At 73.0% G+C, this 23,553-nt stretch carries 27 protein-coding genes, 1 tRNA gene and 1 pseudogene; 12 read left to right on the forward strand and 17 right to left on the reverse strand.

Going from position 1 to position 23,553, the window contains the following annotated elements:
- Positions 1–228: 228 nt before the first annotated feature.
- The 5 genes from ACIRBX_RS24640 to ACIRBX_RS24660 all read right to left on the reverse strand — a co-directional run bounded on the left by ACIRBX_RS24640 (position 229) and on the right by ACIRBX_RS24660 (position 4,095).
- Positions 229–1,275: a serine hydrolase domain-containing protein gene (locus tag ACIRBX_RS24640; protein WP_402299489.1), complete on the reverse strand. Its 1,047-nt coding sequence runs from the start codon at positions 1,273–1,275 to the stop codon at positions 229–231.
- Entirely contained in the window at positions 1,272–2,210 is a 939-nt protein-coding gene (locus tag ACIRBX_RS24645; protein ID WP_402299491.1) for a DUF6895 family protein, read from the reverse strand. The genes ACIRBX_RS24640 and ACIRBX_RS24645 overlap by 4 nt, the downstream gene beginning before the upstream one ends.
- On the reverse strand, positions 2,207–2,971 hold the full coding sequence (locus ACIRBX_RS24650) for a hypothetical protein (RefSeq protein WP_402299492.1): 765 nt from the start codon (positions 2,969–2,971) through the stop codon (positions 2,207–2,209). Before ACIRBX_RS24650 ends, ACIRBX_RS24645 begins: the two co-directional genes overlap by 4 nt.
- A gap of 81 nt (positions 2,972–3,052) precedes the next feature.
- On the reverse strand, positions 3,053–3,259 hold the full coding sequence (locus tag ACIRBX_RS24655) for a hypothetical protein (RefSeq protein ID WP_350645281.1): 207 nt from the start codon (positions 3,257–3,259) through the stop codon (positions 3,053–3,055).
- Between the two features lie 428 nt (positions 3,260–3,687).
- Positions 3,688–4,095 carry a RidA family protein gene (locus ACIRBX_RS24660; RefSeq protein WP_402299493.1) on the reverse strand — a complete coding sequence of 136 codons (408 nt, stop codon included), beginning with the start codon at positions 4,093–4,095 and terminating at the stop codon, positions 3,688–3,690.
- A 115-nt stretch (positions 4,096–4,210) separates the two neighbouring features.
- On the opposite strand from ACIRBX_RS24660, the gene ACIRBX_RS24665 reads away from it, so the two are divergent.
- A complete protein-coding gene (locus ACIRBX_RS24665) occupies positions 4,211–4,591 on the forward strand; it encodes a winged helix-turn-helix transcriptional regulator (protein WP_402299494.1) in 381 nt (126 codons plus the stop codon).
- Positions 4,592–4,677: 86 nt separating this feature from the next.
- On the opposite strand, the gene ACIRBX_RS24670 is transcribed toward ACIRBX_RS24665, so the two are convergent.
- A complete protein-coding gene (locus tag ACIRBX_RS24670) occupies positions 4,678–5,637 on the reverse strand; it encodes an alpha/beta hydrolase family protein (protein WP_402299496.1) in 960 nt (319 codons plus the stop codon).
- 152 nt (positions 5,638–5,789) lie between these two features.
- On the opposite strand from ACIRBX_RS24670, the gene ACIRBX_RS24675 reads away from it, so the two are divergent.
- Entirely contained in the window at positions 5,790–6,383 is a 594-nt protein-coding gene (locus ACIRBX_RS24675; RefSeq protein WP_402299497.1) for a TetR/AcrR family transcriptional regulator, read from the forward strand.
- Positions 6,384–6,398: 15 nt separating this feature from the next.
- On the opposite strand, the gene ACIRBX_RS24680 is transcribed toward ACIRBX_RS24675, so the two are convergent.
- Positions 6,399–7,258 (reverse strand): IS5 family transposase gene (locus tag ACIRBX_RS24680; RefSeq protein ID WP_402299887.1). Its coding sequence is split into 2 segments (ribosomal slippage): positions 6,399–6,913 and positions 6,913–7,258, totalling 861 coding nucleotides; the frame shifts between segments, so codons are not numbered across the junction.
- A 314-nt stretch (positions 7,259–7,572) separates the two neighbouring features.
- Between ACIRBX_RS24680 and ACIRBX_RS24685 the strand changes: the two genes are divergently transcribed.
- Positions 7,573–7,645: transfer RNA gene (locus tag ACIRBX_RS24685), tRNA-Gln, on the forward strand.
- A 281-nt stretch (positions 7,646–7,926) separates the two neighbouring features.
- On the opposite strand, the pseudogene ACIRBX_RS24690 reads toward ACIRBX_RS24685, so the two are convergent.
- Positions 7,927–8,098, reverse strand: a pseudogene (locus tag ACIRBX_RS24690) (IS5/IS1182 family transposase); the annotation flags it as partial.
- A gap of 200 nt (positions 8,099–8,298) precedes the next feature.
- On the opposite strand from ACIRBX_RS24690, the gene ACIRBX_RS24695 reads away from it, so the two are divergent.
- Positions 8,299–9,435 carry a PP2C family protein-serine/threonine phosphatase gene (locus ACIRBX_RS24695; RefSeq protein ID WP_402299499.1) on the forward strand — a complete coding sequence of 379 codons (1,137 nt, stop codon included), beginning with the start codon at positions 8,299–8,301 and terminating at the stop codon, positions 9,433–9,435.
- A 217-nt stretch (positions 9,436–9,652) separates the two neighbouring features.
- Here ACIRBX_RS24695 and ACIRBX_RS24700 read toward each other — a convergent pair whose 3' ends face one another.
- Positions 9,653–9,889, reverse strand: a complete 237-nt coding sequence (locus ACIRBX_RS24700; RefSeq protein WP_402299500.1) for a hypothetical protein — start codon at positions 9,887–9,889, stop codon at positions 9,653–9,655.
- Between the two features lie 378 nt (positions 9,890–10,267).
- Positions 10,268–11,839, reverse strand: coding sequence for a serine/threonine-protein kinase (locus tag ACIRBX_RS24705; RefSeq protein WP_402299889.1), 1,572 nt, complete (start codon positions 11,837–11,839; stop codon positions 10,268–10,270).
- A 404-nt stretch (positions 11,840–12,243) separates the two neighbouring features.
- Between ACIRBX_RS24705 and ACIRBX_RS24710 the strand changes: the two genes are divergently transcribed.
- Both ACIRBX_RS24710 and ACIRBX_RS24715 read left to right on the forward strand, forming a co-directional pair.
- A complete protein-coding gene (locus ACIRBX_RS24710; RefSeq protein ID WP_402299501.1) occupies positions 12,244–12,858 on the forward strand; it encodes a hypothetical protein in 615 nt (204 codons plus the stop codon).
- Positions 12,859–13,005: 147 nt separating this feature from the next.
- A complete protein-coding gene (locus tag ACIRBX_RS24715) occupies positions 13,006–13,317 on the forward strand; it encodes a hypothetical protein (RefSeq protein ID WP_402299503.1) in 312 nt (103 codons plus the stop codon).
- Positions 13,318–13,479: 162 nt separating this feature from the next.
- Here ACIRBX_RS24715 and ACIRBX_RS24720 read toward each other — a convergent pair whose 3' ends face one another.
- Together ACIRBX_RS24720 and ACIRBX_RS24725 are read right to left on the reverse strand one after the other, a co-directional pair.
- Entirely contained in the window at positions 13,480–13,719 is a 240-nt protein-coding gene (locus tag ACIRBX_RS24720) for a hypothetical protein (protein ID WP_402299505.1), read from the reverse strand.
- Positions 13,720–14,287: 568 nt separating this feature from the next.
- A complete protein-coding gene (locus ACIRBX_RS24725) occupies positions 14,288–14,491 on the reverse strand; it encodes a hypothetical protein (RefSeq protein WP_402299507.1) in 204 nt (67 codons plus the stop codon).
- Between the two features lie 166 nt (positions 14,492–14,657).
- Here ACIRBX_RS24725 and ACIRBX_RS24730 point away from each other — a divergent pair, with 166 nt between their 5' ends.
- Positions 14,658–15,059, forward strand: a complete 402-nt coding sequence (locus tag ACIRBX_RS24730) for a hypothetical protein (RefSeq protein WP_402299509.1) — start codon at positions 14,658–14,660, stop codon at positions 15,057–15,059.
- On the forward strand, positions 15,056–15,322 hold the full coding sequence (locus tag ACIRBX_RS24735; protein WP_402299511.1) for a hypothetical protein: 267 nt from the start codon (positions 15,056–15,058) through the stop codon (positions 15,320–15,322). Before ACIRBX_RS24730 ends, ACIRBX_RS24735 begins: the two co-directional genes overlap by 4 nt.
- Before the next feature lie 194 nt (positions 15,323–15,516).
- On the opposite strand, the gene ACIRBX_RS24740 is transcribed toward ACIRBX_RS24735, so the two are convergent.
- Positions 15,517–16,089 (reverse strand): EF-hand domain-containing protein, encoded by a 573-nt coding sequence (locus tag ACIRBX_RS24740; protein ID WP_402299512.1) that lies wholly within the window; start codon positions 16,087–16,089, stop codon positions 15,517–15,519.
- Positions 16,090–16,329: 240 nt separating this feature from the next.
- Positions 16,330–16,860, reverse strand: a complete 531-nt coding sequence (locus tag ACIRBX_RS24745; RefSeq protein ID WP_402299514.1) for an EF-hand domain-containing protein — start codon at positions 16,858–16,860, stop codon at positions 16,330–16,332.
- A 463-nt stretch (positions 16,861–17,323) separates the two neighbouring features.
- Here ACIRBX_RS24745 and ACIRBX_RS24750 point away from each other — a divergent pair, with 463 nt between their 5' ends.
- Complete coding sequence (locus tag ACIRBX_RS24750; protein ID WP_402299516.1) at positions 17,324–17,875, forward strand: SsgA family sporulation/cell division regulator; 552 nt, start codon at positions 17,324–17,326, stop codon at positions 17,873–17,875.
- Positions 17,876–18,245: 370 nt separating this feature from the next.
- Here the strand turns inward: ACIRBX_RS24750 and ACIRBX_RS24755 are convergent, their stop codons facing one another.
- Both ACIRBX_RS24755 and ACIRBX_RS24760 read right to left on the reverse strand, forming a co-directional pair.
- Positions 18,246–19,013 (reverse strand): hypothetical protein, encoded by a 768-nt coding sequence (locus ACIRBX_RS24755; RefSeq protein WP_402299518.1) that lies wholly within the window; start codon positions 19,011–19,013, stop codon positions 18,246–18,248.
- A complete protein-coding gene (locus tag ACIRBX_RS24760; protein WP_402299519.1) occupies positions 19,013–19,654 on the reverse strand; it encodes an RNA polymerase sigma factor in 642 nt (213 codons plus the stop codon). The genes ACIRBX_RS24755 and ACIRBX_RS24760 overlap by 1 nt, the downstream gene beginning before the upstream one ends.
- A 151-nt stretch (positions 19,655–19,805) precedes the next feature.
- On the opposite strand from ACIRBX_RS24760, the gene ACIRBX_RS24765 reads away from it, so the two are divergent.
- Positions 19,806–21,260 (forward strand): serine/threonine-protein kinase, encoded by a 1,455-nt coding sequence (locus ACIRBX_RS24765; protein ID WP_402299521.1) that lies wholly within the window; start codon positions 19,806–19,808, stop codon positions 21,258–21,260.
- Positions 21,261–21,529: 269 nt separating this feature from the next.
- Here ACIRBX_RS24765 and ACIRBX_RS24770 read toward each other — a convergent pair whose 3' ends face one another.
- A complete protein-coding gene (locus ACIRBX_RS24770; protein WP_402299523.1) occupies positions 21,530–22,522 on the reverse strand; it encodes a helix-turn-helix domain-containing protein in 993 nt (330 codons plus the stop codon).
- Positions 22,523–22,574: 52 nt separating this feature from the next.
- Here ACIRBX_RS24770 and ACIRBX_RS24775 point away from each other — a divergent pair, with 52 nt between their 5' ends.
- Together ACIRBX_RS24775 and ACIRBX_RS24780 are read left to right on the forward strand one after the other, a co-directional pair.
- The gene (locus ACIRBX_RS24775) at positions 22,575–22,970 is read left to right on the forward strand and encodes a cupin domain-containing protein (RefSeq protein ID WP_402299525.1); all 396 of its coding nucleotides are present in this window, start codon (positions 22,575–22,577) and stop codon (positions 22,968–22,970) included.
- Positions 22,971–23,025: 55 nt separating this feature from the next.
- On the forward strand, positions 23,026–23,439 hold the full coding sequence (locus ACIRBX_RS24780; RefSeq protein WP_402299527.1) for a hypothetical protein: 414 nt from the start codon (positions 23,026–23,028) through the stop codon (positions 23,437–23,439).
- Positions 23,440–23,553: the final 114 nt, after the last annotated feature.

A 23,553-nucleotide genomic window follows, 5' to 3' on the forward strand; every position in this document is an offset into this window, starting at 1 on the left:
ACCCACCTCCGGCGCACCTGCCTCCCTCGCGTCCCGTACCGGGCCGTCCGACTCCGCTGCCCGGTACGGGAGTTCGCACCCGCCAGAGGCCGCCTCCCCGAAGGGGGAAGCTGTGCCCCACCCCTCGACTCCGCCCCTCGACCCCGCCGCTCGGGCGGGCGTCGCCGCAGCCTCCTCCCGCCCGTGGGCGGCCCGGACCGCGCCTGCTCGGTTCGCGAGCGCCAGACCCTACCGGGGCGGCAGCCCCTCCTCCAGGCCGGCGGCGGCCCGCAGCAGTTCGTAGCCCGCCTGCACGAAGCGCCCGTCCAGCGCGGGCCCGGTGTTGGCCAGCGCAGCGACCGTGGTCGGGCCCTGCGGGGAGAAGCCGACGAAGCTGGTGAAGCCCCGGGTGCCGCCGGTGTGGAAGTAGAGGTCCCGGTCCCCGGAGCGCCGGTGCATCCAGACCAGGCCGAGTCGGTCCGTCGAGCCGGGCAGCCGCAGTCGCAGCCGCTGGACCTCCGCCAGGGCAGCGCCCAACCGGCCGTTGCGGCCTTCGGCGTGGGCCCGCAGGTAGCGCGTCAGGTCGGCCCCGGAGGACCGCACCGCTCCCGCGCCCGGCAGGCCGGGGATCAGCCACGGCGGTCGTGCCCGTCGGTGGCGGTAGCCGACCGCCAACTCCGGGGCGTCCGGCCGGCACCCCGTGGCGGCGAGACCCAGCGGCCGGCCGATCCGCTCGGCGAGCAGCTCCCCGTACGGCAGCCCACCGGTCTCGGCGAGCAGCCGGCCGAGCAGGCCGACCCCGTAGTTGGAGTAGCGGTACCGGCTACCGGGCGTGCCGTGCACGGTGGTTCGGGCCAGTGCCCCCGCCAGGCGCCGGTCGTCGAAGGTGGCGTAGGGGTTGCCGAACCAGTCCGGCAGCGCGCTCAGCAGCAGCCCCGGTGGCAGCCTCGGCAACCCCGAGGTGTGGGTGGCCAGGTGGAGCAGACGGATCGGCCGGGCGGAGCCGGACCGGGCCGGCCTCCAGTGCGGGGGCAGCCGTCGCTCCACCGGGTCGTCCAGGGCGAGTTCGCCCCGGGTGGCCAGCTCGGCGAGCAGCAGGGCGGTGAACGTCTTGGAGACCGAGCCGAGTTCGAAGACGGTGGCCGGTGTGCACGGTGGTGCTCCCGGCTCCCACGCCGTCCGTCCGTGGCACCGGATCCACTCCCGCTCCCCGCACGTGACGGCCAAGGTGACCGCGCTGGCGTGGGGGCCGGCGGCGCGCACCGCCTCACCGAGGACGCGGTCGAGTGCGTTCACGCGGCGACCGGCGCGCCGCCGAGGGCGCGGGAGAGCGCGACCGTGGCGGCCACCACGCCCACCACGGCGGTGTGTTCGTGCTCGCGGAAGGTGTCCTCGGGATCGTCGTAGGTCAGCGGGGTCGCGCCGTCGCGCGGAATGAGCCCGTCCGGCTGTTGGACGGCGGCCAGCGCGTCCCAGCCGACCCGGCCGGTGACCGGCTCCCCGATGCAGGAGTCCACGATGAGCAGTTCGCCCGCCAGGTCCCACTGCTCGGTCTCCAGCCAGACGTCGAGCCAGACCGGCAGCCAGTCCCGCAGGTACGCGTGCATCGGCTCGGGCAGACAGTCGGGCCGAGCACCCCAGTCGGTGAGGTGGAACACCGTGTGGGTGACGTGGTAGCCGATCACCCAGGCGATGGTCCACGGCTCGGAGAGCGCGCCGAGCCAGGTGGCCCGGGCGAGTGCGGGCCAGTCCGGGGCGGGGCTGAGCCCGGCGATCCGGCGGGCGTTGGCCAGGGCGAGTTGCCGGTTGCCGGGGATCTCGACGGCGTGCACGGAACGGAGCCTGCCCAGGGATTCGAGCAACTCGTCCATGGCGTGGTGCCGGTAGCCGACCCGGGCGAAGTGTGCGTAGGTCTCCAGCGGATCGATCACCGTGACGTGGCGCAGCTGTCGCTCGTACAGCAGGTCGCCGCAGCGCAGTTGGGCCCAGGACGCCTCCAGCAGCTCGCGCGCGAGCCGGGCGTCGTGCGCGCCGGTGACGCCGTCGCGGAGGATCAGCGAGGCGGCGAGCGCGGCCTCGCAGAGCGGCTTGTAGACGTCGTTCGGGTCGGCCAGGTCGATGATGGTGTTGTCCTCGATCCGGTCGAAGCCGCCGAGCTGGCCGGTGTGCAGCCAGGCCAGGGCCCGCGAGCCGAGTTGCTGGGCGGTGGCCAGTACCTGGGTGTCGGTCATCGCTGGGCCCCCTTCAACAGGCTGCGGGCGACGGCGAGTTCGAGTCCGGACCGGGCGGTGCCGTCGCCGACGAAGCCGATCCGGTCCAGCACCGGCTCGACCTCCAGCCGGACCGGCCGGCCGTCGGCCTGCGCCCAGGCGAGCCAGCGGGCCAGCCGGACGGCGGTGGTGGGGTCACGCCGCAGCATGGCGCGGACGGTGCCCCGGGCCAGGTCCAGGGTGTGGGCCCGGGCCGCGTCGTGTACGGCGCCGTCGAGGCCGGGCAGGGCCAGGACGGACAGCTGGGCCATCCGGACGGACCAGACCTGCCAGCCGAGGTCCGCCGGTCCGGGCGGTGCCGGCGGTGGCGGGGTGGCTGCCCCGGTGTCGGCGTGGGGCGTGGCGGCGAGGACGCTCCGGGCCGCCCAGTCCTGCCAGGCGATGGCCAGGGCACCAGCCTCGGTGCCGGCGGTCGGTACCGGGAGGGCCCCCCGGGCCTCGGCGAGCAGCGCGGCCGTGGCCTCGTCCGGCGGGGCGCCGACGAGGAGCTGAGGGGCGAACAGGTTCGCACCGAGCACTCGGGCGGCGGCCAGGAGCGGACGACGCGTACGGCCGTCCGCGTCTCCGGCGCCGTCCCAGCCGGTGGTGTCGGCGGGTACGGCCGCACCCCCGCCGTCTCGCACGGCGTCGAGGGTGCGGCCTGACAACTGCTCCACTGCGGCGGCGTACTCGTCGCGCAGCGCGGTCTCGGCGAACGGCATGGTGGATCTCTCCTCCTTCACGTCCTTCACGGAATCCGGCACGGCCGTGGTGCGGCGCCGTGCCGCATGGTCGCCGCTCGCCGGGACGAGGGTGCCGGCGGCCTACCGGGCCGGCTTCTCCTTCGGCGGCTTCGGAGACGCCAGCAGCAGGCCGGCCAGCAGGACTGCGCCGGCGGCCTCGGGCAGGTACGTGGGCGCGTCGGACACGACGGCCTCGTCCTCCACCATCAGGCTCGCGAGCGTCCCGGCCTCGGCGAGCGTCGCGCTGCGTGACGCCGAAGCGGTTTCGGTCTGGAACTGAGTAAGCATCAGATGTGCCTCCTCGTACGGATTTCATCGCCCGATCGGGCGGTGCCCCCGTTCGACCCTACGAGCACGAACCCCTGCCCGCACCCGCAACGGGCCGATCCACCATGCCTGGTGGCGGTCCCGGAGGCACGGGTCGGCGAGGTCCGTCACTGCACGGAATCACCGCGCGGTCCGCTCCCGCGCGATTCCGGCCGCGGGCCCCGGAACCACGCCAACTCCGCCGCCCCGCAGGGCTGCACGGGCACGACGGGGTGACGCTCCGCAACTTCGACGCACGAGCGGTGCGAGCCCGGTGATCCGCCGCCTTCCCAACCTCCGCAGACGGCAGGCCCGGTCGGCCCCGCACGCCCGGACCAGCGCCCCACGCAGCGCACTTGACGGAGCGCTGGGACCTGCTGCGCGGGACGGGAGCGGGTCTCGCCGGACGGTCAGTCGAGCACGGCGGTGGCCTCGACCTCGACCAGGTGCTCCGGGACGTCCAGCGCCGCGACGCCGATCAGCGTGCCCGGCGGCACGGGGGTGATCCCCAGCCGCGCGGACGCCCGGGCGATCCCCTCCAGCAGCAGGGGCATCTTGGCCGGGGTCCAGTCGACGACGTGGACGGTCAGCTTCGCCACGTCCTCGAAGGAGGCGCCGGCCGCGGCCAGGGCGGTGCCGACGTTGAGGTAGCAGCGTTCGACCTGGGCGGCGAGGTCACCCGGGCCGACCGTGACGCCGTCGGCGTCCCAGGCGACCTGACCGGCGACGAACACCAGCTTGGTCCCGGTCGCGATCGACACCTGGCGGTAGGCGCCGACCTCGGGCAGTCCGGCGGGGTCGAGCAGGGTGATGGCCATGGGGCGTTCCTCCCGTGCGGCGGGGCCGCGACGTGGTCTCTTGTGGTGACTCGGTCACCGTAGGAGAGTGGCCTCTGACATGGAAGAACGCACTTTTCGGTGACTGGGGTACCTGATGGTGACCAAGCAGTACACGGGCTCGCCCGACGACGCGGACCTCCGGCGGGCGGATTCGCTGGCGCGCGAGATCTTCTCCGATCTCGCCAACAAGTGGGCCCTCCTGATCGTCGAGGCCCTCGGGGACCGGACCCTGCGCTTCGGCGAACTGCGTGACCTGGTCGAGGGCGTCAGCCACAAGATGCTCACCCAGAACCTCCGGATGCTGGAGCACAACGGTCTGATCCACCGGGAGGTGCACCCCGTCGTCCCACCCCGGGTCGAGTACACCCTCACCGAACCGGGCCGGGCCCTGCGGGTGACCATCGACGGCATGTGCGACTGGACCCACCGCCACCTCGGCCACATCGAAGCGGCCCGCCGCCGCTCCGACGGCTGACCCGGCCGCCCTGCCCGGGAGGGGCGGGACTGGACAGGGCGGGACTCGAAGGGGCGGCCGGGCTGTGCCGGGGCAGGGCGGCCGGGCTACTTGGATTCGACCCGTCCAAGGGGGTCCGGAGCGGCTGACAGGGCGTCACAGGCCCGCTGCCAGGCGGGGTCCCCCGGGTTCAGCTCGGAGCGGAGGTAGGCCCAGCTGAGCCGCTGGACGGCGGACACCCGGGCGGGGCTGTCGTCGGTCGTCTCGGCGACGTCGTACCCGGAGATCCCGCCGAGCCCGTGCTCCGCGCCGAACAGCGTGAGCAGGGACTTGCGGCCGGGCGAGAGCACGTACGGGTCGGCGTGCCAGTCGGGGCCGGCCACGGTCAGGTGCGCGGAGGCGTCCCGGTCACCCGCCACCACCAGCGCGGGCCTGGCCATCCGGGAGAAGTCCGTGCCGGAGAGGAACGGGTAGTGCTCCGCCACGAACCCGGTCAGCGCGTCGCCGCCGCGCCCGGGTGCGGCCAGCAGGACGCCGGCCGCGATCCGGGGGTCGGCGAGGTCGGCCTCCACTCCGTCCTCGGGATCGACGAGCCGGGCGCCCAGCAGCAGGCTCGCGGTGTGCCCGCCCATCGAGTGCCCGGCCACGGCCACCCGACCGTGGTCGAGCCGGCCGGCCAACTGCGGGACGGCGGCCTCGATCCGGTCGAGGTGGTCGAGGATCAGCGACATGTCCTCGGCCCGCGAGCGCCAGAACATCGGAGCCCCCGGGGTGTCCGGGGGCAACCGCAGGGTGGCCGAGCTGAGGTGCGTGGGCTGGATGACGGCGAAGCCGTGCGCCGCCCAGAAGTGGGCGAGCGGGGCGTAGCCGTCCGAGGACGAGAGGTGGTGGGAGTGGCCCTGGCCGTGCGAGAGCAGGACGACCGGCAGTTCGTCTCCGCTCACGGGTGCGGAGACCCGCAGATCCAGGTCGACGGCCCGACCGGGCGCCGGCAGGGTGACCGGGCTGACGGAGAGGACCGGAACGGGCGGGCCGAAGGAGTCGGTCGGACGGGTCGGTGCGCTCATGGTGCGGATGTCCCTTCGAGGGCCGCTGCTGCGGGGAGCGTCCGGGTTCGGCTAGAGTGGCAGCCGAAACGGAACCTTGTTCCATTTACGATACGGAACCTTGTTCCGTTTAGTCAACGGCCCCGACCGTACGCCGCCAGGAGGACCCTTCGGTGCCCACCGCAGCCCAGCCCGAGGACAGGCCGGCCCGAGGCGCGCGGGCCGACGCGCAGCGCAACCGGCAGGCGCTGCTCGACGCCGCCGCCGAGGTCTTCGTCGTCGCCGGCGTCGACGCGCCGATCCGCGAGATCGCGACCGCCGCGGGCGTCGGAGTGGCCACCATCTACCGCCACTTCCCCACCCGGGCGGACCTGGTCGTCGCGGTCTACCGCCACCAGGTCGAGGCCTGCGCCGAGGCCGGCCCACGCCTGCTGGCCGACTGCGATTCCCCGCTCCTGGCGCTCCGTCAGTGGGCCGACCTCTTCGTCGACTTCCTGGTCACCAAGCACGGTCTGGCCAACGCGATGCGACCGGAGGGCGGCTTCGATGCCCTGCACGCCTACTTCCTGGACCGCCTGGTGCCCGTCTGCGCCGAGCTGATCGACGCGGCAGCCGCCGCCGGGGAGATCGAACAGGGCACGCAGGCCTACGAGTTGATGCGCGGCATCGGCAACCTCTGCGCCGGACGGGACGACGACCCGCGCTACGACCCGCGCCGGCTGGTCGCCCTGCTCCTCCGGGGGCTCCAGCGCCCGCAGCCCTGCTAGGCCGTTTCTTTCGGATCATCGTGCTGACCAGATGAAGATGGCGGCGAGGTGGAGTCCGGCGAGGTAGATGGTGGCGGTCTTGTCGTAGCGGGTGGCCAGGCCGCGCCACTGTTTGAGCTTGTTGATGCACCGCTCCACCGTGTTGCGGCGCTTGTAGGTGTCGTAGTCGCATGCGGGTGGTCTGCCTCCGCGTCGGCCCAGGCGTTTGCGGTTGGCGATCTGGTCGGCGGGTTGCGGGATGACGGCCCGGATGCCGCGCCCTCGCAGGTGGGCGCGGATCGCGCGGGAGGAGTAGGCCTTGTCCGCCAGGACCGCCTCCGGCGTGGTCCTGGGTCTGCCGACGGGGCGGGGGACGCGGATGCGGGCCATGACGTGTTCGAACTCCGGTGCGTCGCCGGCCTGTCCGGGGGTGAGGACGAAGGCGAGCGGCCGGCAGTTGCCGTCGGCGGCGAGGTGGACCTTCGTGGTCAGCCCGCCGCGGGAGCGTCCGAGGGCATGGTGGTGGGGCTCGCCGGCCGGAGCCCCTTTTGACGGGCCCCGGCCGCGTGCTGGTGAGCGCGCACGACGGTGGAGTCGACCGCGACGACCCAGTCCAGGTCGCCGTCGGCGTCCGCCTGGGCGAGCAGGGCGGTGAAGACCTTCTCCCAGGTGCCGTCCAGCGCCCACATCCGCAGGCGGTTGTGCGCGCCCTTCCAGGACCCGAACCGGCCGGGCAGGTCCGCCCAGGGCGTCCCGGTGCGGTACTTGAACGCGATCGCGTCGATCACCTGCCGGTGATCACGCCACCGCCCACCCCGCCTCGGCGCACGGTCCGGCAGCAACGGCTCAATCCGCGCCCACTGGGCATCAGTCAACGACACATCAGATCCAACGATCCGATGATCCGAAAGAAACGGCCTAGCCCGGACCCCGGACCCCGGCCGTCGACCCGGTCACTGAACTGCGGTGTCCTGCCGTGGAAATGCGGTTGCCCGGCCGGGCACTGCTGTCGCAGAGTAGGCACATCAGCCCGGCACACCGCCACGGAGAGGAACGCACGTCATGAGCAACAGCCAGTCGTATCAGCGCTCCTCACGCTCCCAGCAGAGCCTGGGGTATCCCTCCGCCCGGTAGACCGGCACCTCCTGTGCCAGGCCGCCCGCAGGGGGACGTCCCCTCGCCAGGGCGGCCTTCTCGTTGCCGCCCGCCGTGCCGGATGGTGCAACTGGCAGCACGCCCGACTCTGGATCAGGAAGTTCGAGGTTCGAATCCTCGTCCGACAGTCTCGAAGACCCTGCGCAAAGGTCCACCTGACCTGCAGCTTTACAGTTCTGACGACCCACCACGACCTCACTGAGACAGGCTCCTGCGGTGAATACCTCCCCGTGCGGGGATGAGGCGGGGATTGCGCCGCCGACATGGCCCACAGCGCCTCCTGACAGCTCTCGCCGGCTCGCCTCCCGGCATGGGGTGCGATTCCGGTTCAGGTAGGCCAGCCCGTCGGAGTGTGCGCCCGAGCAGCGCTGTCAGCCACAGGCGCAGGTGCCGAAGCCGCACCCCGACCCTAGGGCCTGTCTGACAAATGATCATCTGGCTGGTTCGCGGAGCCAGATGATCAGCGAAGCCAGGACAACTCCGGCTCGGTAGCGGTCGGCGAGCTTGTCGAACCTGGTTGCGATCGCGCGGAACTGCTTGAGGCGGGCGAAGCATCGTTCGACCACGTTGCGGTCGCGGTAGGACTCCTTGTCGAAGGCGGGTGGTCGGCCGCCGAGGCGTCCCCGGCGCCTCGACCTGCCACAAGATCAATTATCAGACACGCCTTAGGACCGGTGCCGATCGTGAGCAGGACTTTCCCGGCCAGGACGCCCAGTAGTGCGAGCGAGGCGGAGGCCGTGGCGGGGATGGCCGCCCGCTTGGCCGTGAGCCGCTCTACCGGGTGCTGCTGATCGAGGACGACGACGCCGACGCCATCCTGGTGGAGGAGCTGCTGCTCGACACCGGCCTGCGCTTCGAGCTCACCGTCGCCACCACCATGGCCCAGGCCCGCACCACCCTGGCCGTCCAGCCGATCGACTGCGTGCTGCTGGACCTGCACCTGCCGGATGCGGCAGGCACCGCCGCCGTCACCGCAGTGCGTGAACTCGCGCCCGGCCACGCGGTGATCGTGCTGACCGGCCTCTCCGAGGCCCGGGCCGGCACCGAGGCGATGGCCGCCGGCGCCCAGGACTACCTGGTCAAGGGCAAGGTGGAGCCCGACCTGCTGCGCCGTACCCTGCGCTACGCGGTGTACCGCAGCCGCACCGAACGGCTCGCGATGGAGGCGCAGTCGGTCCGGCTGCGGGCGGAGGAGAACGCCCGGCTGGAGCGCGGCCTGCTGCCGCCGCCGATCCTGGGAACCTCGACCGTGCAGGTCACCAGCCGGTACCTGCCCGGTGTCGCGATGGCCCTGCTCGGTGGCGACTTCCTCGACGTCGTCGTCGGTGACGACGGCCTGCTGCACGCGGTCGTCGGCGACGTCAGCGGCCACGGCCGCGACGCCGCCGCCCTCGGCGTCCTGCTGCGGGCGTCCTGGCGCGCGCTGGTTCTCGGCGGACACCACGGGGAGGACCTGCTGCACCTGATGGAGCGGGTGCTGGTCGCCGAACGCGGCAGCGACTCCCACTTCGCCACCGTCACCCTGCTCACCCTCGACCAGGACAAGGGCACCGCCACCGTGTTCCTGGCAGGCCACCACGAGCCTCTGCTCACCAGCCAGGGCGGCACCACTGAGGTGCGCGCCGCCCACGGCATCGCGCTCGGCATCCTGCCGGGCCTGCAGAACTGGCCGAGCACCACCGTCCCGCTCCCGGCGGCCGGCGCACTGACCCTCTACACCGACGGCCTCACCGAAGGCCACAACGGCACCACCGGCGAGCGTCTCGGCGTCGAAGGGCTGCTCAACCTGATCAACACCGCTGCCCCGGCCGATGCTGCAACTCAGGTCGACCTGCTGATCAAGCAGACCCAGGCCCTGAACGCCGGGCGGCACACCGACGACCTCGCCGTCCTCCACCTTCAATGGAGCCTGCCGTGAGGCCGAGAGTGCCTGTCGCGGCGGCGGGGCAGGCTGTCGCCGAGCCGCGACGCCGCGACCGGCCGCGCTTCCAAGGTCGCCGTGCACTCGGCCCTGGTCTGGGGCTGAGCCCGGCGGGCTGTTTGAAGCGGCTGCTGCGCCGGGCCGGTGGCGGTGCGGGAGGGCCGAATAGCCGGAGGGCCCGATCCTCCCGCGGCCGACTGAGGCAGGATCGGCGTCAGGTGATGGGGTGGATTCCGGCTTCGGCGAGGTAGCGCAAGCGCCGGATGCAGCTCTGGGCGCCGTGGCGGTCGAAGTAGAGGTCGACTTCGCCGTGCGGGCCCGATGAGATCCACCGGTCGGTCAGGCGGTCCCACACCGCCCACGGTCGTCTGCCGACCTCATCGGGAGGAAGGCACACCGCTGCCCATCGCACCGCCGGAAGCCCACCCCCGCCCTGCTCCGGCTCCGTCACGGGAGCGACCCTACCGGTGCACCACGGCATGCACACGGACAACCCGCCGACCGGAGCGCCATCTCGGCGCCGCAGCCCGCCGAGGCGGTCCAGCAGGGACGACGACCGGCACGCACCGGCGGTTGGGCCGGGGTCAGCCTTGCAGGGCGCGGCGGTGCGGCGCACCCGGATCACCCTCACGCGAGTACACGGCTGTTCGGCGCAAGCACTTCACCCGGCCGACGGACGGCACAGCACGGTGCGGGGCTGGGCAGCAGAGCTTCCTCCCACTGCCCCGGCGGTCGTACGTCCTAGACCGGTCAGGGCTGGCGGCGAAACGGCCGGGCCAGGCCGTCCCGTCCAGCAACGACCCTTTCGCGAGGATCAGGCCCTTGCGGGTCACAGTCCGCTGATCTGGTAGCCGGAGCGCGCTGCGGCGAGGAGGGTCTCGGCCTTCGCGGCGGCGTCCTTGCCGTCGGGCACGTCGACACAGATCGTCAGCCGCTCCTGGTGGGAGGTGACGATGATGAGTGTCTTGAACAGGCGCCGGGGCGCTCCCTTGGCGGATTGGCTGTAGGTCTCGGTGATGACCGCCGCGTCCCGGCCCTGCTCGGTGCCGCCGGTCACGGATGCGGCCGACGCCAGCCCGCCGGCCGGCGGGGAGCCGGCCTCGTGCTCGCGCTTCCACCGGTTCGCGATCGCCAGCGGCGTCTCGGTCGTGCGCTCCAGGCGGTCCACCGTCATCCACGAGTCACCGCCCGGGGCGATGTAGCGGGTGCCCCGGTAGGGCCCGTCGGCCCGGTCCTTGTCCAGGTTGTCGACCACCACCGCGGACCAGTCGCCCGGCGCCGCGACCTTCAGCCGCATCCGGTACTCGTCATAGACGCGCCAGCCCCGCGGCACGCTGTCCGAGTTCAGTGCGGCCACCAGCCCCGCCACCGCGCCGACCGCCGCCAAGGCCGCGATCCCGGCCACAACCGCCCTCCGGGCGGAGAGCCGCCCCGCCAAGCCGCGCCGGCCGGCCGGCATCGGAGCGGCCCCGGGCCCGCCGTCCGGGACCACCACCACGGTCGGCGGCGGGGACGCGGCAGGGGCCAGGAACGCCCGCAGGGCGGCCTGGGCGGCGGGGGCGCCGACGCGGGCCTCGGGTTCCTTGCGGAGCAGCCCGATGAGCACCTCGGTCAGGCCGCCGGCCAGGTGCGGCGCCGGCAACTCGCCCAACAGCACGGCCTGGAGAGTGGCCGGCGTGGTCTGGCGCCTGAACGGCGACACACCCTCGACCGCGGCGTACAGCGTCACCCCCAACGACCACAGATCGGCCTCCGGGCCGGAGCGACGGCCGAGCACCCGCTCGGGCGCCAGGTACTCCGGGGAGCCGACCAGCGTGCCCGGCTCGGTCAGCGCCTGGGCGTCGTCCATCTTGGCGATCCCGAAGTCGGTGAGCACCACCCGCTCGTGTCGGCCCAGCAGCACGTTCGCCGGCTTCACGTCCCGGTGCACCACCCCCGCCTCGTGGGCGGCCGTCAGCGCCCCGAGCACCGCCAGGCCGATCCGTGCCGCCTCCGGCGGGGCGAGCGTCCCCTCCTCCAGCGCCTCCGCCAGCGACCTGCCCCGCACCAGCTCCATCACGATCCACGGCCGGCCGTCCTCGCTCACCACATCGTGGATGGTCACCACCGACGGATGGTCGATCCGCGCGGCGGCCCGCGCTTCCCGCTCCATCCGCGCGAACACCGTCCGCCGCTGCTCCGCCGGGCAGTCCTCGGGCACCCGGGGCTCCTTCAGCGCCACGTCCCGGTCGACCACCTCGTCCCGCGCCCGCCACACGGTGCCCATCCCGCCGGCGCCGAGCCGCTCCAGCAACCGGTACCGGCCCCCGACGAGCCGCCCTGCCGCCCTACCGCGCGCGAGCCGGCGCGTGGCGGCATCCGCGCTCGGTACCGCCCCGTCGGCTCCGCCGCCCACGTTCACTGCCTGCCCGGTCGGGTCATCACCCGACCCGGCCCCCTTGTGCTGCACCACGTCCCCGTTCGCCCCGCCCCCGTCCGGACTCGGATCGTAGGACGAGCAGGACAGGACTGCCGTCAACCCCAGGGTTGATCTGTATCCACCGACTCCCGGGGCCGGGCGGGCCCGGCGAGGTTGCAGGCACGGCCGAGCAGGTGGTGACTGCGCAGGGCGCGGTTCGGGCAGCACCAGAAGCAGGCGGATCCCCGGTGGCGCCCGAGCTCATTGCCGGACAGGCGAGAAGGCCCCTCGCCGGACACCCTTCTGACGGGGCATCACGCATCGGGGCCGGGTGGGCGTGTGACGCTGACCACCACCCCGGCCCGCTTGATTGACATGCAACGGACCATCGGTGGAGCCTTCCGCACATGACGCAGCCACTGCCACCAGCGACCCAAACAGCGGCCGACGAGGCGAAGTTGGGCGCCCACACGCACACCTTCCTGCCACGGTTCAAGAAGGAGCCCCAGCGCCTGGACCTCTTCGACAACGGCGTGGTGGTCGAGCAGCAGGACGGCAGCCTCCTGCCGATCCCGTGGAACGACATGCTGGTCTACGAAGGGATCACGAGCCGCAGCAGCGTCGTGTCCCGCAACTACACCCTCTGCCACACCGACGGCCGCTCGGCGTTCCTGACCGACTGGAAGGGCGCCCGCGAGTTCGGCCCGATCATCAACACCGCGGTGGCGAAGGTGTGGGTGCCGCACCACCTCAAGCGCGTCGCCGAGGGCACCCCCTGGGTCCTGGTCGACATCGCGGGCAAGCCGAAGAGCAAGCTCGCCATCAGCAAGGACGGGCTGGAGGCCGGCCGCAACTTCTACCCCTGGGCCAAGGTCCGCAGCGTCGGCGCGGAGGTCGGCTCGCTGTACGTCAAGGTCGCGGGGAAGTTCACCCCCGTCGCGTACCCGGCGGTCCACATCTACAACTTCCACGCCGCCCTGCTGGTGGCCAAGCACTTCCACGAGCGCGCCCAGGACTCGTGAGAAGCGCCCGGCACGCCGGGCCCGGGGACGCGCCCGCGACCCGCAGCTGACCTCCCGCGCCATCGGGGCCCAGCGGCGCACGCCGGACATCACCGCGGGCCGGAGCGGCGGGTGCCTGACGCCCGCGCGGGCGGTACAACGGCAGGTATGGGTGGCGAAGCGGACGATCCGGGCGACGACGACGGACGAGAGCTGCACGTGACGGTGATCGCCCTCGTCGGCCCGGCCGATCTGCCGGCACGGCTGCTGGTGCGGCGCGCTGACCGCGGGGAGGAGGTCACGGCGCTGCTGGACCAGCACGCCGCGCGGGTGATCGCCGCCGCCACCGCCCACCTACTGATCCCCGCCCACGGCACCACGCCGCTGGCCCGCTGGCTTCCCCACCACCTGCCCGTCCGCGTCCGCCGCGACGCACGAGGCGAACTGGTCTTCACCGGCCTCGACCTCGACCAGGGCTGAACTCAGTCGCAGCGATGGAGCGGCGCGGTTCGTGGAGGAGACCGGCTACCGGACGGTGGGCCGAGCGCCCGCTCGACCCGGTGGAGCATCCGGGCACCGACCCGGCCGCCCTGGTGCCCGGGGCCCTGGTCTTCCACGGGACGGCGGGACGAAGCCGGCGGCTCACGTTGCCCGCCGCCACCGCTGTGGTGCAGCGAGTATCGCCAGGGCCAGCCCCTCGGCGTGCCGCGAGGCGTACGTGATGGTCTGCCGGTCCGTGGCGCTCACGTGCGCCCGGTCCCACCGGTCGGCGGCCAGTCGGCAGGCGATTCGCTGCCTGGCCGCCTCCCGGGCACCCAGCACGGCCGCCGACTCGAATTCGGCCACCTGGTCGGCGTAGGTCGCCAGCCCCGGTTCGGCCACCCACGCTGCCCGCAGGCGGGCGGCGACCGCAACGGTGGGGCGAGTGCCCCGGCGTACTTCTCCACCATGACGGCCATCGGCCCTTGCGGCCACGACCAGCCGGTGATGGTCTCGACCGCCGCGTCGTAGCGGGCGGCGGCGCGCAGGGCGTGCTGCAGGAGCCCGGTGTGGCCAGGGCCGTGCTCGGGGTGACAGGCCGTCAGGCCGAACGGGGCCTGGCCGGCGAGGAAGTGGCCCTCCCACCAGGTCGCGGCGAGGTCGAGTTCGGCCTGGCTGGGCGTCCACCGCGCCGGCCGCCGTCGCAGCGGGCCCGCCCCGGGGGCGGCTGAGGCCGGTCCGGATCCGCTGGTATGCGTCATCCGGCGAGGGTAGCCAGCAGCCTGCGGCCCTGCGAAGCCATTTCCCGACGACCGATGAAGTGCTTGCGGGCCCCCGCCGCCCTGCCGGGGTCGAGGTCCAGAGCGTGCGACCGGCACCGCCAGGTCGGCGGTGACGAGCTCCAGCACGCTGAGCGGGGTGCTGCGGCCGTCCTCGTCGTGTGGCTCAGCCTGGCGCGCCGCGACGCCGCTCAGCACCGCAGCGGCACGGCGGCGTCACCCAGCGGGACGAGTACGGGCAGGTGCGTGGGAGCGGGTGGCCGGGTGTGCCGTCCCCGCTCGCCGGGGACGGCGCGACCTTCGCGCCGGAACTGGGCCGCCAGTTGCGCGTAGATCGGCGGATCGGCGAGGAGGGCCTCTTGACGGCGTTCGGCGTGCCGCTGTTCCCAGGTCATGTCCGACCAACGAGCCCTCTCGCCTGCCGGTCACTGCCGGCCCGGATACTCGGCCTTCAGTGCCATCTCAGCCGGTCCCGCGCCTCAAGTGCGGCCTGTCGCATCGCCGGACCAAGGCCGGAGCTCTACCGTGGGCGCACCACCCGCGAGCCACCGGGAGTTCCGCTTGCCCGTGCTGTTCACCCTCACCCGCCACGGCGACTGCGTCGTCGTCCAGGTCCGTGATCCTCTCGGCCTGGATGACCGCGTCGACCTCGTGGACGCCGTCCAGCTGGAGGTCCAGTACCGCGCCTCGGCCTTGGTACTGGACTTCGGGCCGCGGCTGCTGCCGGCGGCCAACGCCGTCATCGCGCTCAGTCTCCTTGCGCGGCTGCTGCGGTTGTGCGAGGACCGTCGCATCCCCTGCACGCTGGTCAGCGGCGACCACCGGCTCCTCGCGTCCGCGGCGTCCTCGCACGAGAACCACCCGCAGCTGCGCACCTCCCGGACCATGCCAGTCATGGTCTGGGGCGCGGCTGCCGCAGCGGCAGCGGGCGCCCTGGAGCTGGCCGTCCGGAGGCCGGCGTGAGCGACGACCCGATCCTGCCCGGGCACGAGGCGAAGAGCCGCGCCGACGACGCCGTCCGCACACTCGCCGACCTGGCCGGCCTCGCCGCCCGGCAGTGGGCCGAGGACGACCGCGAGGGCGCACGCGCGGCCATCGCCGACCTGCACACCGCCTGCGGACAGGCCGGCGCCGCCATCAACGCCCTGCTGCACGCCGAGCACCAAGCCGCCGAGCAGGTGGCCCGCACCGCCCAGGAGGCGGAGAGCGCGCTCTGGCTCGGCTGAGTGCCAAGGCCAGCCGCCCCCACCCCCCCCCGGGGGGCAGCGGTTCCACCAGCCAGCCGTGGGACCTCCCAGGGGCGATCGAAGCCCTCCGGCGCCCGCCGCCCCCGCGCAAGGCTGCGGGGACGGCAGGCGGTCACCGGTCAGCGAGCAGGACGCTCCGCCCGGGAGGGGCTGTGAGCGCCTGGCCGGTCAGATCAGCCGGCCTGGGTGAGAGCGGGGTTGCCCGCCCACCAGTTGCCGGGAGCGTGCGGGTCGCGGCTGCTCCAGTACTCGACGATCGCGGAGACGAACTCCTCGGCGGAGAGGGTGCCGTCGCCGTTGCGGTCGAGGTGGGTGAACGCGGTGTCCGTCGCCTCGCGGTCCAGATGCGGGAAGTGGCCGCGCTGGAAGACGTGGAACTCGTCGGCGTCGACATGCCCGTCGCCGTTGGTGTCGGCGATGGCGAGGAACGCCCGCCCCAGGGCGCCGACCGTCGCCTCGGCGGCGGCGGGATCATCAGCCAGGGCCGCGGTGCTGGCGATGAAGTCGGCACGGCTGATCGCCGCGCTGCCCGGTGCGAGCGTCGGCAGGTGCAGCTTCCGCCAGATGGCGAGGTAGCCGGCGATGAGCCGGGCCTCCTGCTCGGAGCCTTCCGGGTGGCCGAGCGAGCGTGCCGAGGCGCGTCCCATGAGGACGTGGTCGTGCTCGGTGAGCTCGCCGTCGCCGTCGGCGTCGAGCTGGTCGAAGCCGTAGGCGATCTTGGCGATCAGCAGATCGTCGTGTGACATCTCTTCCTCCCGGAAGGAACGGAGAGCCCGCTGCGCAGGGCCCAGTCACAGGGCCCAACGAGGAACCCCCGGAACCGACACCCTGCCCGCGCAGCTCCTCACGGGTTCCAGCATGGTCCACCCGCTGATGCCTTCGCTGACATCGCCCTGGGGCAGGCGCTGGAGGACCTCCACCGTTCTGGTGGTGTGGATCCGGTCGTCGACCGAGGACCTGTGGAGCCGGGTCGCGGCGATTGGCGGTCAGGCCGGGAGGGTGACCAGTCGGTCGCCGGGGATGCCGGTCTTGTCGGGCGCGTAGTAGTCGCGGATGGCGTCGGCCCAGGTGGTGACCGGGATCCGGTCGGCCCCGCCCTGCGCCAAGGCGTCGAAGAGCGCGTCGGTGTTCGCCGGATCGAAGCCGATCGCGGTCATCAGCGCGAGGAAGCGGGGCCGCTCGATCAGGCCGTCGCCGTCCGGATCGCCGAGCGTGGCGAGGGCGTCGGCGAACGCCGAGGCCGTCGGTGCGAAGCGCTCCGCGTCCAGGACGAAGCCTTCGAACTCCGCAGGGCTGATCACCCCGTCGCCATCGGTGTCCAGCGCATCTGCCAGGACCTGCCAGTAGGCACTCAGGCTGTCGGCCAGCGCCTGCCGCTCCTCATCGGCAGAGTCACCGGCCACCGCCGACACCCGCCGTGTCATCAGGTCGAAGTCCTGGACGTCCAGCACCCCGTTCCCGTTGACGTCGAACACCTTGAACACCAGCGCCGCGCGCTGGATCGCCTCGTCTCCCACCGCGCCGTCCTTCCCTGAGCTACCTGCCTCCGGCCGGGAAGTCCCCGGACCGGACGTGGTCCGGGCGCTCCGGGCGCGCTGGACCGGCCCTCACCCTTGCGGATCCGCAGGCCACCATCTGGCCGAGGCAGGGGATCTTCACCCGGGGGAGTGAAGTGATGCGATGAGACGACGTGGGGCCGAGTGACCCCACGTCAATGCGACATCGCGAGGAACCCACGTACGGGCGGTCTGAAAGTGCCCCGGCGACGGCGATTCCCCCGCAAGGAGTCGCGCCGCCCCACAGGGGTGACCACTGGGCCAAACGGCTCGTTGTGGCAGACATGACCAGAGGACCTCATGGCGAACCGTTTCTCCTGCTGAACACCGCCCCCTGCGACCCGGCCCCGGCCGGCACCGGACCCGCGACCCCACGGCCGACGGCCACCGGGCACCCGACGGCCCACCCCCGGACGGAGACCCGGTGAGCGGCACCCACTCCCGCCCGCCCCACCCGGCCTTCGACGGCGACGAGAGCTGCAGCGCGCTCCTGACGATGAACGTGGTCGGCATCTCCGGGATCAACGTCCAAGTCCCGGCGCTCCTGACCTACCGCGCCCGCGACCCCTACGCCGTCGAACTCGAATGCCATACCGACACGAACCACCCCACCCGCTGGACCTTCGGCCGCGACCTGCTGACCCGCGGATGCACAGGCCAGGCAGGACTCGCAGACGTCAGGGTCGAACCCGGCCACCTCGACGGAGCCGACATCATCACGATCACCCTCACCGGATTCGGAGGCCGCGCCCTGCTGCGCACCCCTGCCGCACCCGTCCGGGCCTTCCTGGACGCGTCCGAGCGGCTCGTCCCACGGGGTACGGAGAGCTCGCACCTGCACATAGACGACCTCGTCCGCCGCCTGCTCCAGCCGAGCGCCCCGGAACGCGACCTGACAGGTCAGGGCCTCGGCGCGGACAGCCAGACGATCACCTTCCACCGCTACCTGGAAACCGACGCCACGAGCCCGGAGTAGCAGGCCAGGTCATCTGCCAACTGTCCGCCGCCTACCGGGACCCGGCCCCCGGCGCCAACACGGGCCGCTTCGACAGCACCCGCGCACCGTTGCCCCGCATGGCATACGGCCACGGAGTCCACTGTTGCCTCGGTGCTCTCTGGCTCGCGCTCGGCTGCGTGCCGCCCCTTGGTCCCGCTCAAGCGCTTTCGCGGCCTGCGCGTCGCGCGGCTGGCACGGGACCTGTTCTGCCGCATCGACGAGCAGGTGCGTACGGCCTCGGCACTCTGTTCCTCGGACGGTGAAGAGGAGGGTGCCCGCGCCGCCCTGGCGCCCGTCACGGCCCGCATGCCACCACGCCGCAGGCACGGGCATCCCGCAACCCGGGTGCTCACTGCTTCGGCGTCGGGCTCGGGACGGATCCGGTCCTGGCGGGGGGCCGGGTAGTGGACTGGGTGGGCATGCAGTCGGGCGCCGGGCTCTGCATCAGACCGGCCTCAAGGTGGCGGAAGCCCTCCTGCGGATTGGTCTTGGCGAGCGGCAGGTAGATGTAGAGGGTTAGGTCGGCGCGGATCACGCCGGGACGGATGGCGAGGACCTCCCGGTGGCCCGCCGGGGTCATCGCCGGGCGTATGTCCCAGCCGTAGGCCGCCAGCCAGTCCTGTTCGGCCTTGGCCGAGGTCTCCGGTGCGAAGGTGGGCAGAGCCGGGAGAGGGGCATCGCATCCGGGTTCGCCGGCGTAGACGCGGCTGCGGACGCCGACGCGGTCGAGGTCGCGCTGGAGCTGGGCCGGGTCGCCCGGCTTGGCGTCCTCCAGGATGGTGAGTTCGATGAGGTCGTCGCCGCTCTGCTCCAGTGTGTACGCCGCGTTGACGATGCTGCCGAAGGACCGGCCGCCAGGGGAGGGAGTGGCGTCGCGGCCGGGGGCCGTGGTGAGGGCGACCCCTGCCACGGCGGCGGCCAGCGCCAGGGGCAGCAGCACGCGCAGCTTCGGGTTGCGCCGACCGGCGGCGGGCCGGAGGTCCTCGGTGAGGGTGTCCATCAGGTTCTCCTTCAGCTGGACGCGGCGGTAGCGGGAAAGCGCCGGGTCTCCCGCGGCCGGCAGCAGCCGGGCCAGCTCCTCCCGGTCGGCCTGCTGGTGCTGGGGGGTGGCGTTCATCAGGGCGTCTCCTTGGTCGGCCGGACCGCGAGGATGCGGTCACCGGATACCTGTTGGCCCGTGGCCGGGCGTTGCCGCGTGCCTGCGGTGCGCTGCGCCGCGAGCTCCTTCGCGGTGAGGCCACGCAGCCGGCTGCGTGCTCGTGAGAGTCGGGAGCGGACCGTGCCGACCGGTTTGCCCAGGGCCTCGGCGACGGCGGCGTGGTCCAGGCCCTCCCACACGCACAGCGCGAATACCTCCCGTTCGGCCGGGCGCAGCCGCCCCAGTGCGGTCTTGGCGGCGGCGATCTCCTCGGCGTCGGCCATGCGGCTGGTCAGTTCGGCGGCGAAGTCGGGGGCCCACTCGCGCGGAGGGAGTCGGGCGAGTGCCTTCTGGTGGCGGCGGGCGGCCCGGCGGGTGCTGCGGATGACGTTGGTGGCGATGCCCAGCAGCCAGGGCCGCAGGCTCCCTCCCTCGGGTTCGACCCGGCCACGCAGGCGCCACCCTTCCAGGAAGGTCAGCGAGACCACGTCCTCGGCGCCAGCCCAGTCGCCGGTCATCCGGACGGCATGCCGGTAGACGGCGTCGGCGTGGTCCTCAAAGAGCTGCCCGAACGCCAGCTCGTCTCCGGCCCGTATACGGGCCCGTATCATAGTTTCCACGCCTGTTCCTGCCCGATCGAACCCGGCCATTGCCGTGACCTGCGTCACACTTCCGCCCCGGGTTGGCGGAGTAGGCGATCACACCGCGGAGCCGGAGGGGCGGACCGTAGGGTGGCCCCGTCAGCTTCGTTCGGGGGAAGAGAGCGACACCATGGCCGAGCCCGCACCGTTCGCCGCCCTGCGGCCCACCGACCCGGTCCGGCTGGGGAGTTACCGGCTGATCGGCCGTCTGGGCTCCGGCGGGATGGGCACGGTCTACGCGGCCGAGGACCAGGCGGGACGCACCGTCGCGGTCAAGGTCGTCAACGCGGACCTGGCCGACGACGAGCGCTTCGCCCACCACTTCCGGCGCGAGGTGAACGCCGCTCGGCGGGTCCGGCCGTTCTGCACCGCTCCGGTGCTGGACGCCCGGTTGGAGGAGCGCCCCCTGTTCGTGGTCACCGAGTACGTCGAGGGGCCGACGCTGCAGGACCTGGTCATCCGTCAGGGACCGCTGGCGGGGGCGGCCCTGGAGCAGTTGGCGGTCGGCGTGACGGCCGCCCTGACGGCCATTCACGGCGCGCGGGTGCTCCACCGCGACCTCAAGCCGGCCAACGTCCTGCTGTCGCCGGTCGGCCCCCGGGTGATCGACTTCGGCATCGCCCGGACCATGGACGGCCCCGGCGGGTCGGTGCAGCCGACCCAACTCGCGGGAACCCCGGGGTACATGGCCCCCGAGGTCCTGCGCGGCGGGCCGGCCACCCAGGCGGCCGACGTCTTCGCGTGGGGCTGCGTCATCGCGTATGCCGCGTCCGGAGCACACCCCTTCGCCGGCGACGGAATGTACGAGATCCACCACCGCGTGCTGACCGAGCCGCCGCGGCTGGACGGGTTGGACGGTGCGTTGCTGGGGCTGGTGCAGCGGGCGCTCGACAAGGATCCGGCCCGGCGCGGCACGGCCGCCGCTCTGCTGGCCGAGCTGGTCGGCGAGGAGACGGCCGACGCCGGCCGGGCCACCGAGGTCCTGGAACAGGTGTGGCGAGTGCCGGCCACCTGGGTGGCGACCGAGCCCGCTGCGGCGCACGCCCAGGCCGAGCCCCCTGCCCCGGCTCCCCGTTCCCGCCCCGGGCGCCGCACAGTGCTCGGTGGCGCGGTCGCCGCCGCGCTGGTCGCGGCTGTCGCCGCGTACGTGCTGTGGCCCGAAGGGGGTGGCGGCGCCACGGAGCGCGGCCAAGAGCAGCGGGTGCGCAGCGGCCCGGTGATCCTGGGCAGTATCTCCTCCTTCGAGCTCGACACCCAGCCGCCCACCGGTGCGCAGCGGTGGATCGACACCCGTGACCTCACCGACGACCTCCGGCTGGAGACCCATCAGGGGCTGGCTCCTGACATCGTGTCGGGGAAGCCGAACGTCCTGGTGCGGTGGAGCGGCGAGGCGGCGCCGACGGAGCAGCAGTGCGCCGAGGCACTGGGCCGCAGCCCCGTCAGCCGCTTCGACAAGGTCAAGCGCGGCGACCGGTTCTGCCTCCAGACCAGTGAGGGCCGCACCGCCCATGTCCGCCTCGTCAGCCTCCCCGTCGGCGAGGGCCAGAGCCGCGCGGAGGTGACCGTCTGGGAACTCCCCGGCTGAGCCCGGCCGGGTGCCGAGGCCGAGTGGGCGAGGACGGGACAGGTGGGTGGGACCTGCACGAGCACCGGCATCTCGCCGTCACCCCGTCGGCGAGCAGGGAAGCCCTGCACCGGTGGTGATTGGCGAAGTGCCGGCGCAGGAAGGCGGAGAGCGTCCGCCGCTGCTTGTGGAGCTGTCCCGGAGGCGGTCGCGGATCTGGCCGAGCTGCTCGCGTCTGGCGACAGCGAGCCGTGGAGCGCATGCGGGTCTTCGCTTGGGGATGCCTGCTGTCAGTTCGCCTTCGGTCCGAACCGGTGCTTGTAGGCGGAGGGGGTGATGCCGGTCGCGCGGCGCATCTGGGTGCGCAGGTTGGCGGCGGTGCCGAGCCCGCTGCGTCGCGCGACCACCTCGAACCGGGTCTCGCCTCGCTCGATCAAGCGGCACGCCAGAGCGAGCCTCTCGCCCGTCAGCCATGCCAGGGGCGTGGTGCCCAGTTGTGCTTGGAAGCGGCGGTGCAGGGTGGCCGGGCTGACTGCGGCCCGCGCCGCGAGGCCGGACACGGTGAGGGGTGAGTCCAACCGCTCCTGAGCCCAGGCCAGGACAGGCGCCAAGGACTCGTCCGGCAGGTTGGGCATGGGACGCTCCACGAACTGCCGCTGCCCGCCGTCCCGGTGCGCCGCGAAGACCAGCCGCCGGCTCACGGAGTTGGCGACCTCCGCACCGTGGTCGCGTCGGACCAGGTGCAGTCCCAGGTCGAGCGCGGCTGCGCTTCCTGCCGCGGTGAGGATGTCACCGTCATCGACGAACAGCACGTCCGTTTCGAGCTGGACAGCGGGGAAGCGGGCGCGGAAGGAATCCGCCCACTGCCAGTGGGCGGTGGCCCGGCGCCCGTCGAGGACTCCCGCCTCGGCCAGGGTGAAGGCGCCGCTGCAGAAGCCGACCAGGCGTGCGCCCCGGGCATGTGCCCGTCGGACGGCATCGAGTACGGCTCGACGGCGGGGGACGTCGGTGTCCGGACGGTTGGGGACGATCAAGGTGTCCGCCGCGTCGGCCGCCTCCAGGCCGGCGACTCCCGTCAGCGTGAAGAAGCCGTCTCGCATCGGGGTGTGGGGCTCGGGAGCGCAGAGCTTGAAGTCGTAGAGCTCGCGGCCGATCTCCGGTCTGCGCAGACCGAAGACCTCGGTCGCGCACCCGAGCTCGAAGGGGTTCGAGTTCTCGTCCACGATCACGACGACCCGGTGGACGCCCGCCCCGCCCTCTGCGTGCGAGGATTCTTTCGTCATGTGCGATTCATAGCACTCACGGCGGCGGTGCGGAACGGCTCAGGATGAGCCCGTGAGCAACGAACCGATCTCTCTCAGCAAGGCTCTGGCCTCCTTCGACGCCCTGTGGAGCCCGCGCATCGTCACGCGCGTCAACGACTACGACGTCCGCATCGCCAAGGTCGAGGGCGAACACATCTGGCACGTCCACGAGGACACCGACGAGTTCTTCCTGGTCCTCGACGGCGAACTGCACATCTGCCTGCGCGAGCCAGGCGGGGAGCGCACGGTCCTGCTGGAGCAGGGGGCGGTCTTCACAGTTCCCCGGGGTACGGAGCACAGGCCGTACGCTCCCTCCGGCGCCGCGATCCTCATGTTCGAGCCCACCGGCACACCCACGGTGGGTGATCGCCACGACGAGATTCCCGGGCACATCGACTCGACGACCGGGCACGCGCTCACCACCTGACCCGACGGGCCATCCGAACGGGCACTCGCGCCGCAGCAGCGCTACGGTACGGCGCGTGGACATGCGGACGATCATCAAGGGCCTGGCCGACGAAGCCGAGCGGCAGCAGCGCGACAAGGCGTGGGAGCCGACCGAAGCCGATCGCGCCCTGGCCGCGCGGACCGCGGCCGACCTGGGCGCCGCGGTCGGCCCGGCCGAGCTCCGGCAGGAGCTGTCGGCGGTGGAGCGGCTGGAGGACCTGCGCGAGGCCTTGGCCGTCATCGCGATCGCCACCTCCCGCGTGCACGGCCCGCTGGCGTGGCTGCTGGCCGCAGCCAGCACCGCCCTGTCGCCCGTGCTGCACTGGCGCGCGATGGCCGCCGAGCACGGCTTCGCCTTCGGCACCATCGAGGCCGGCCCCGCCCAGTACGACGACGCCGAAGAAGCCGTCCGGGACCTGCGGAATCTCCTGACCACACTGGCCACCTGAGCCGCCGACCCCGCCAGGGCGGGGGCGAACGGGGGAGGCCATCTCGTGGGCCCAAGGCCCGGCACGGAGGTTCAGTAGGCGTAGCAGTCCACGGCGTTGCCGTGCCGCTTGGCG

The sequence above is a fragment of the Kitasatospora sp. NPDC096147 genome, from assembly GCF_044763225.1.
In the GTDB taxonomy this organism is placed as follows: Bacteria; Actinomycetota; Actinomycetes; order Streptomycetales; family Streptomycetaceae; genus Kitasatospora.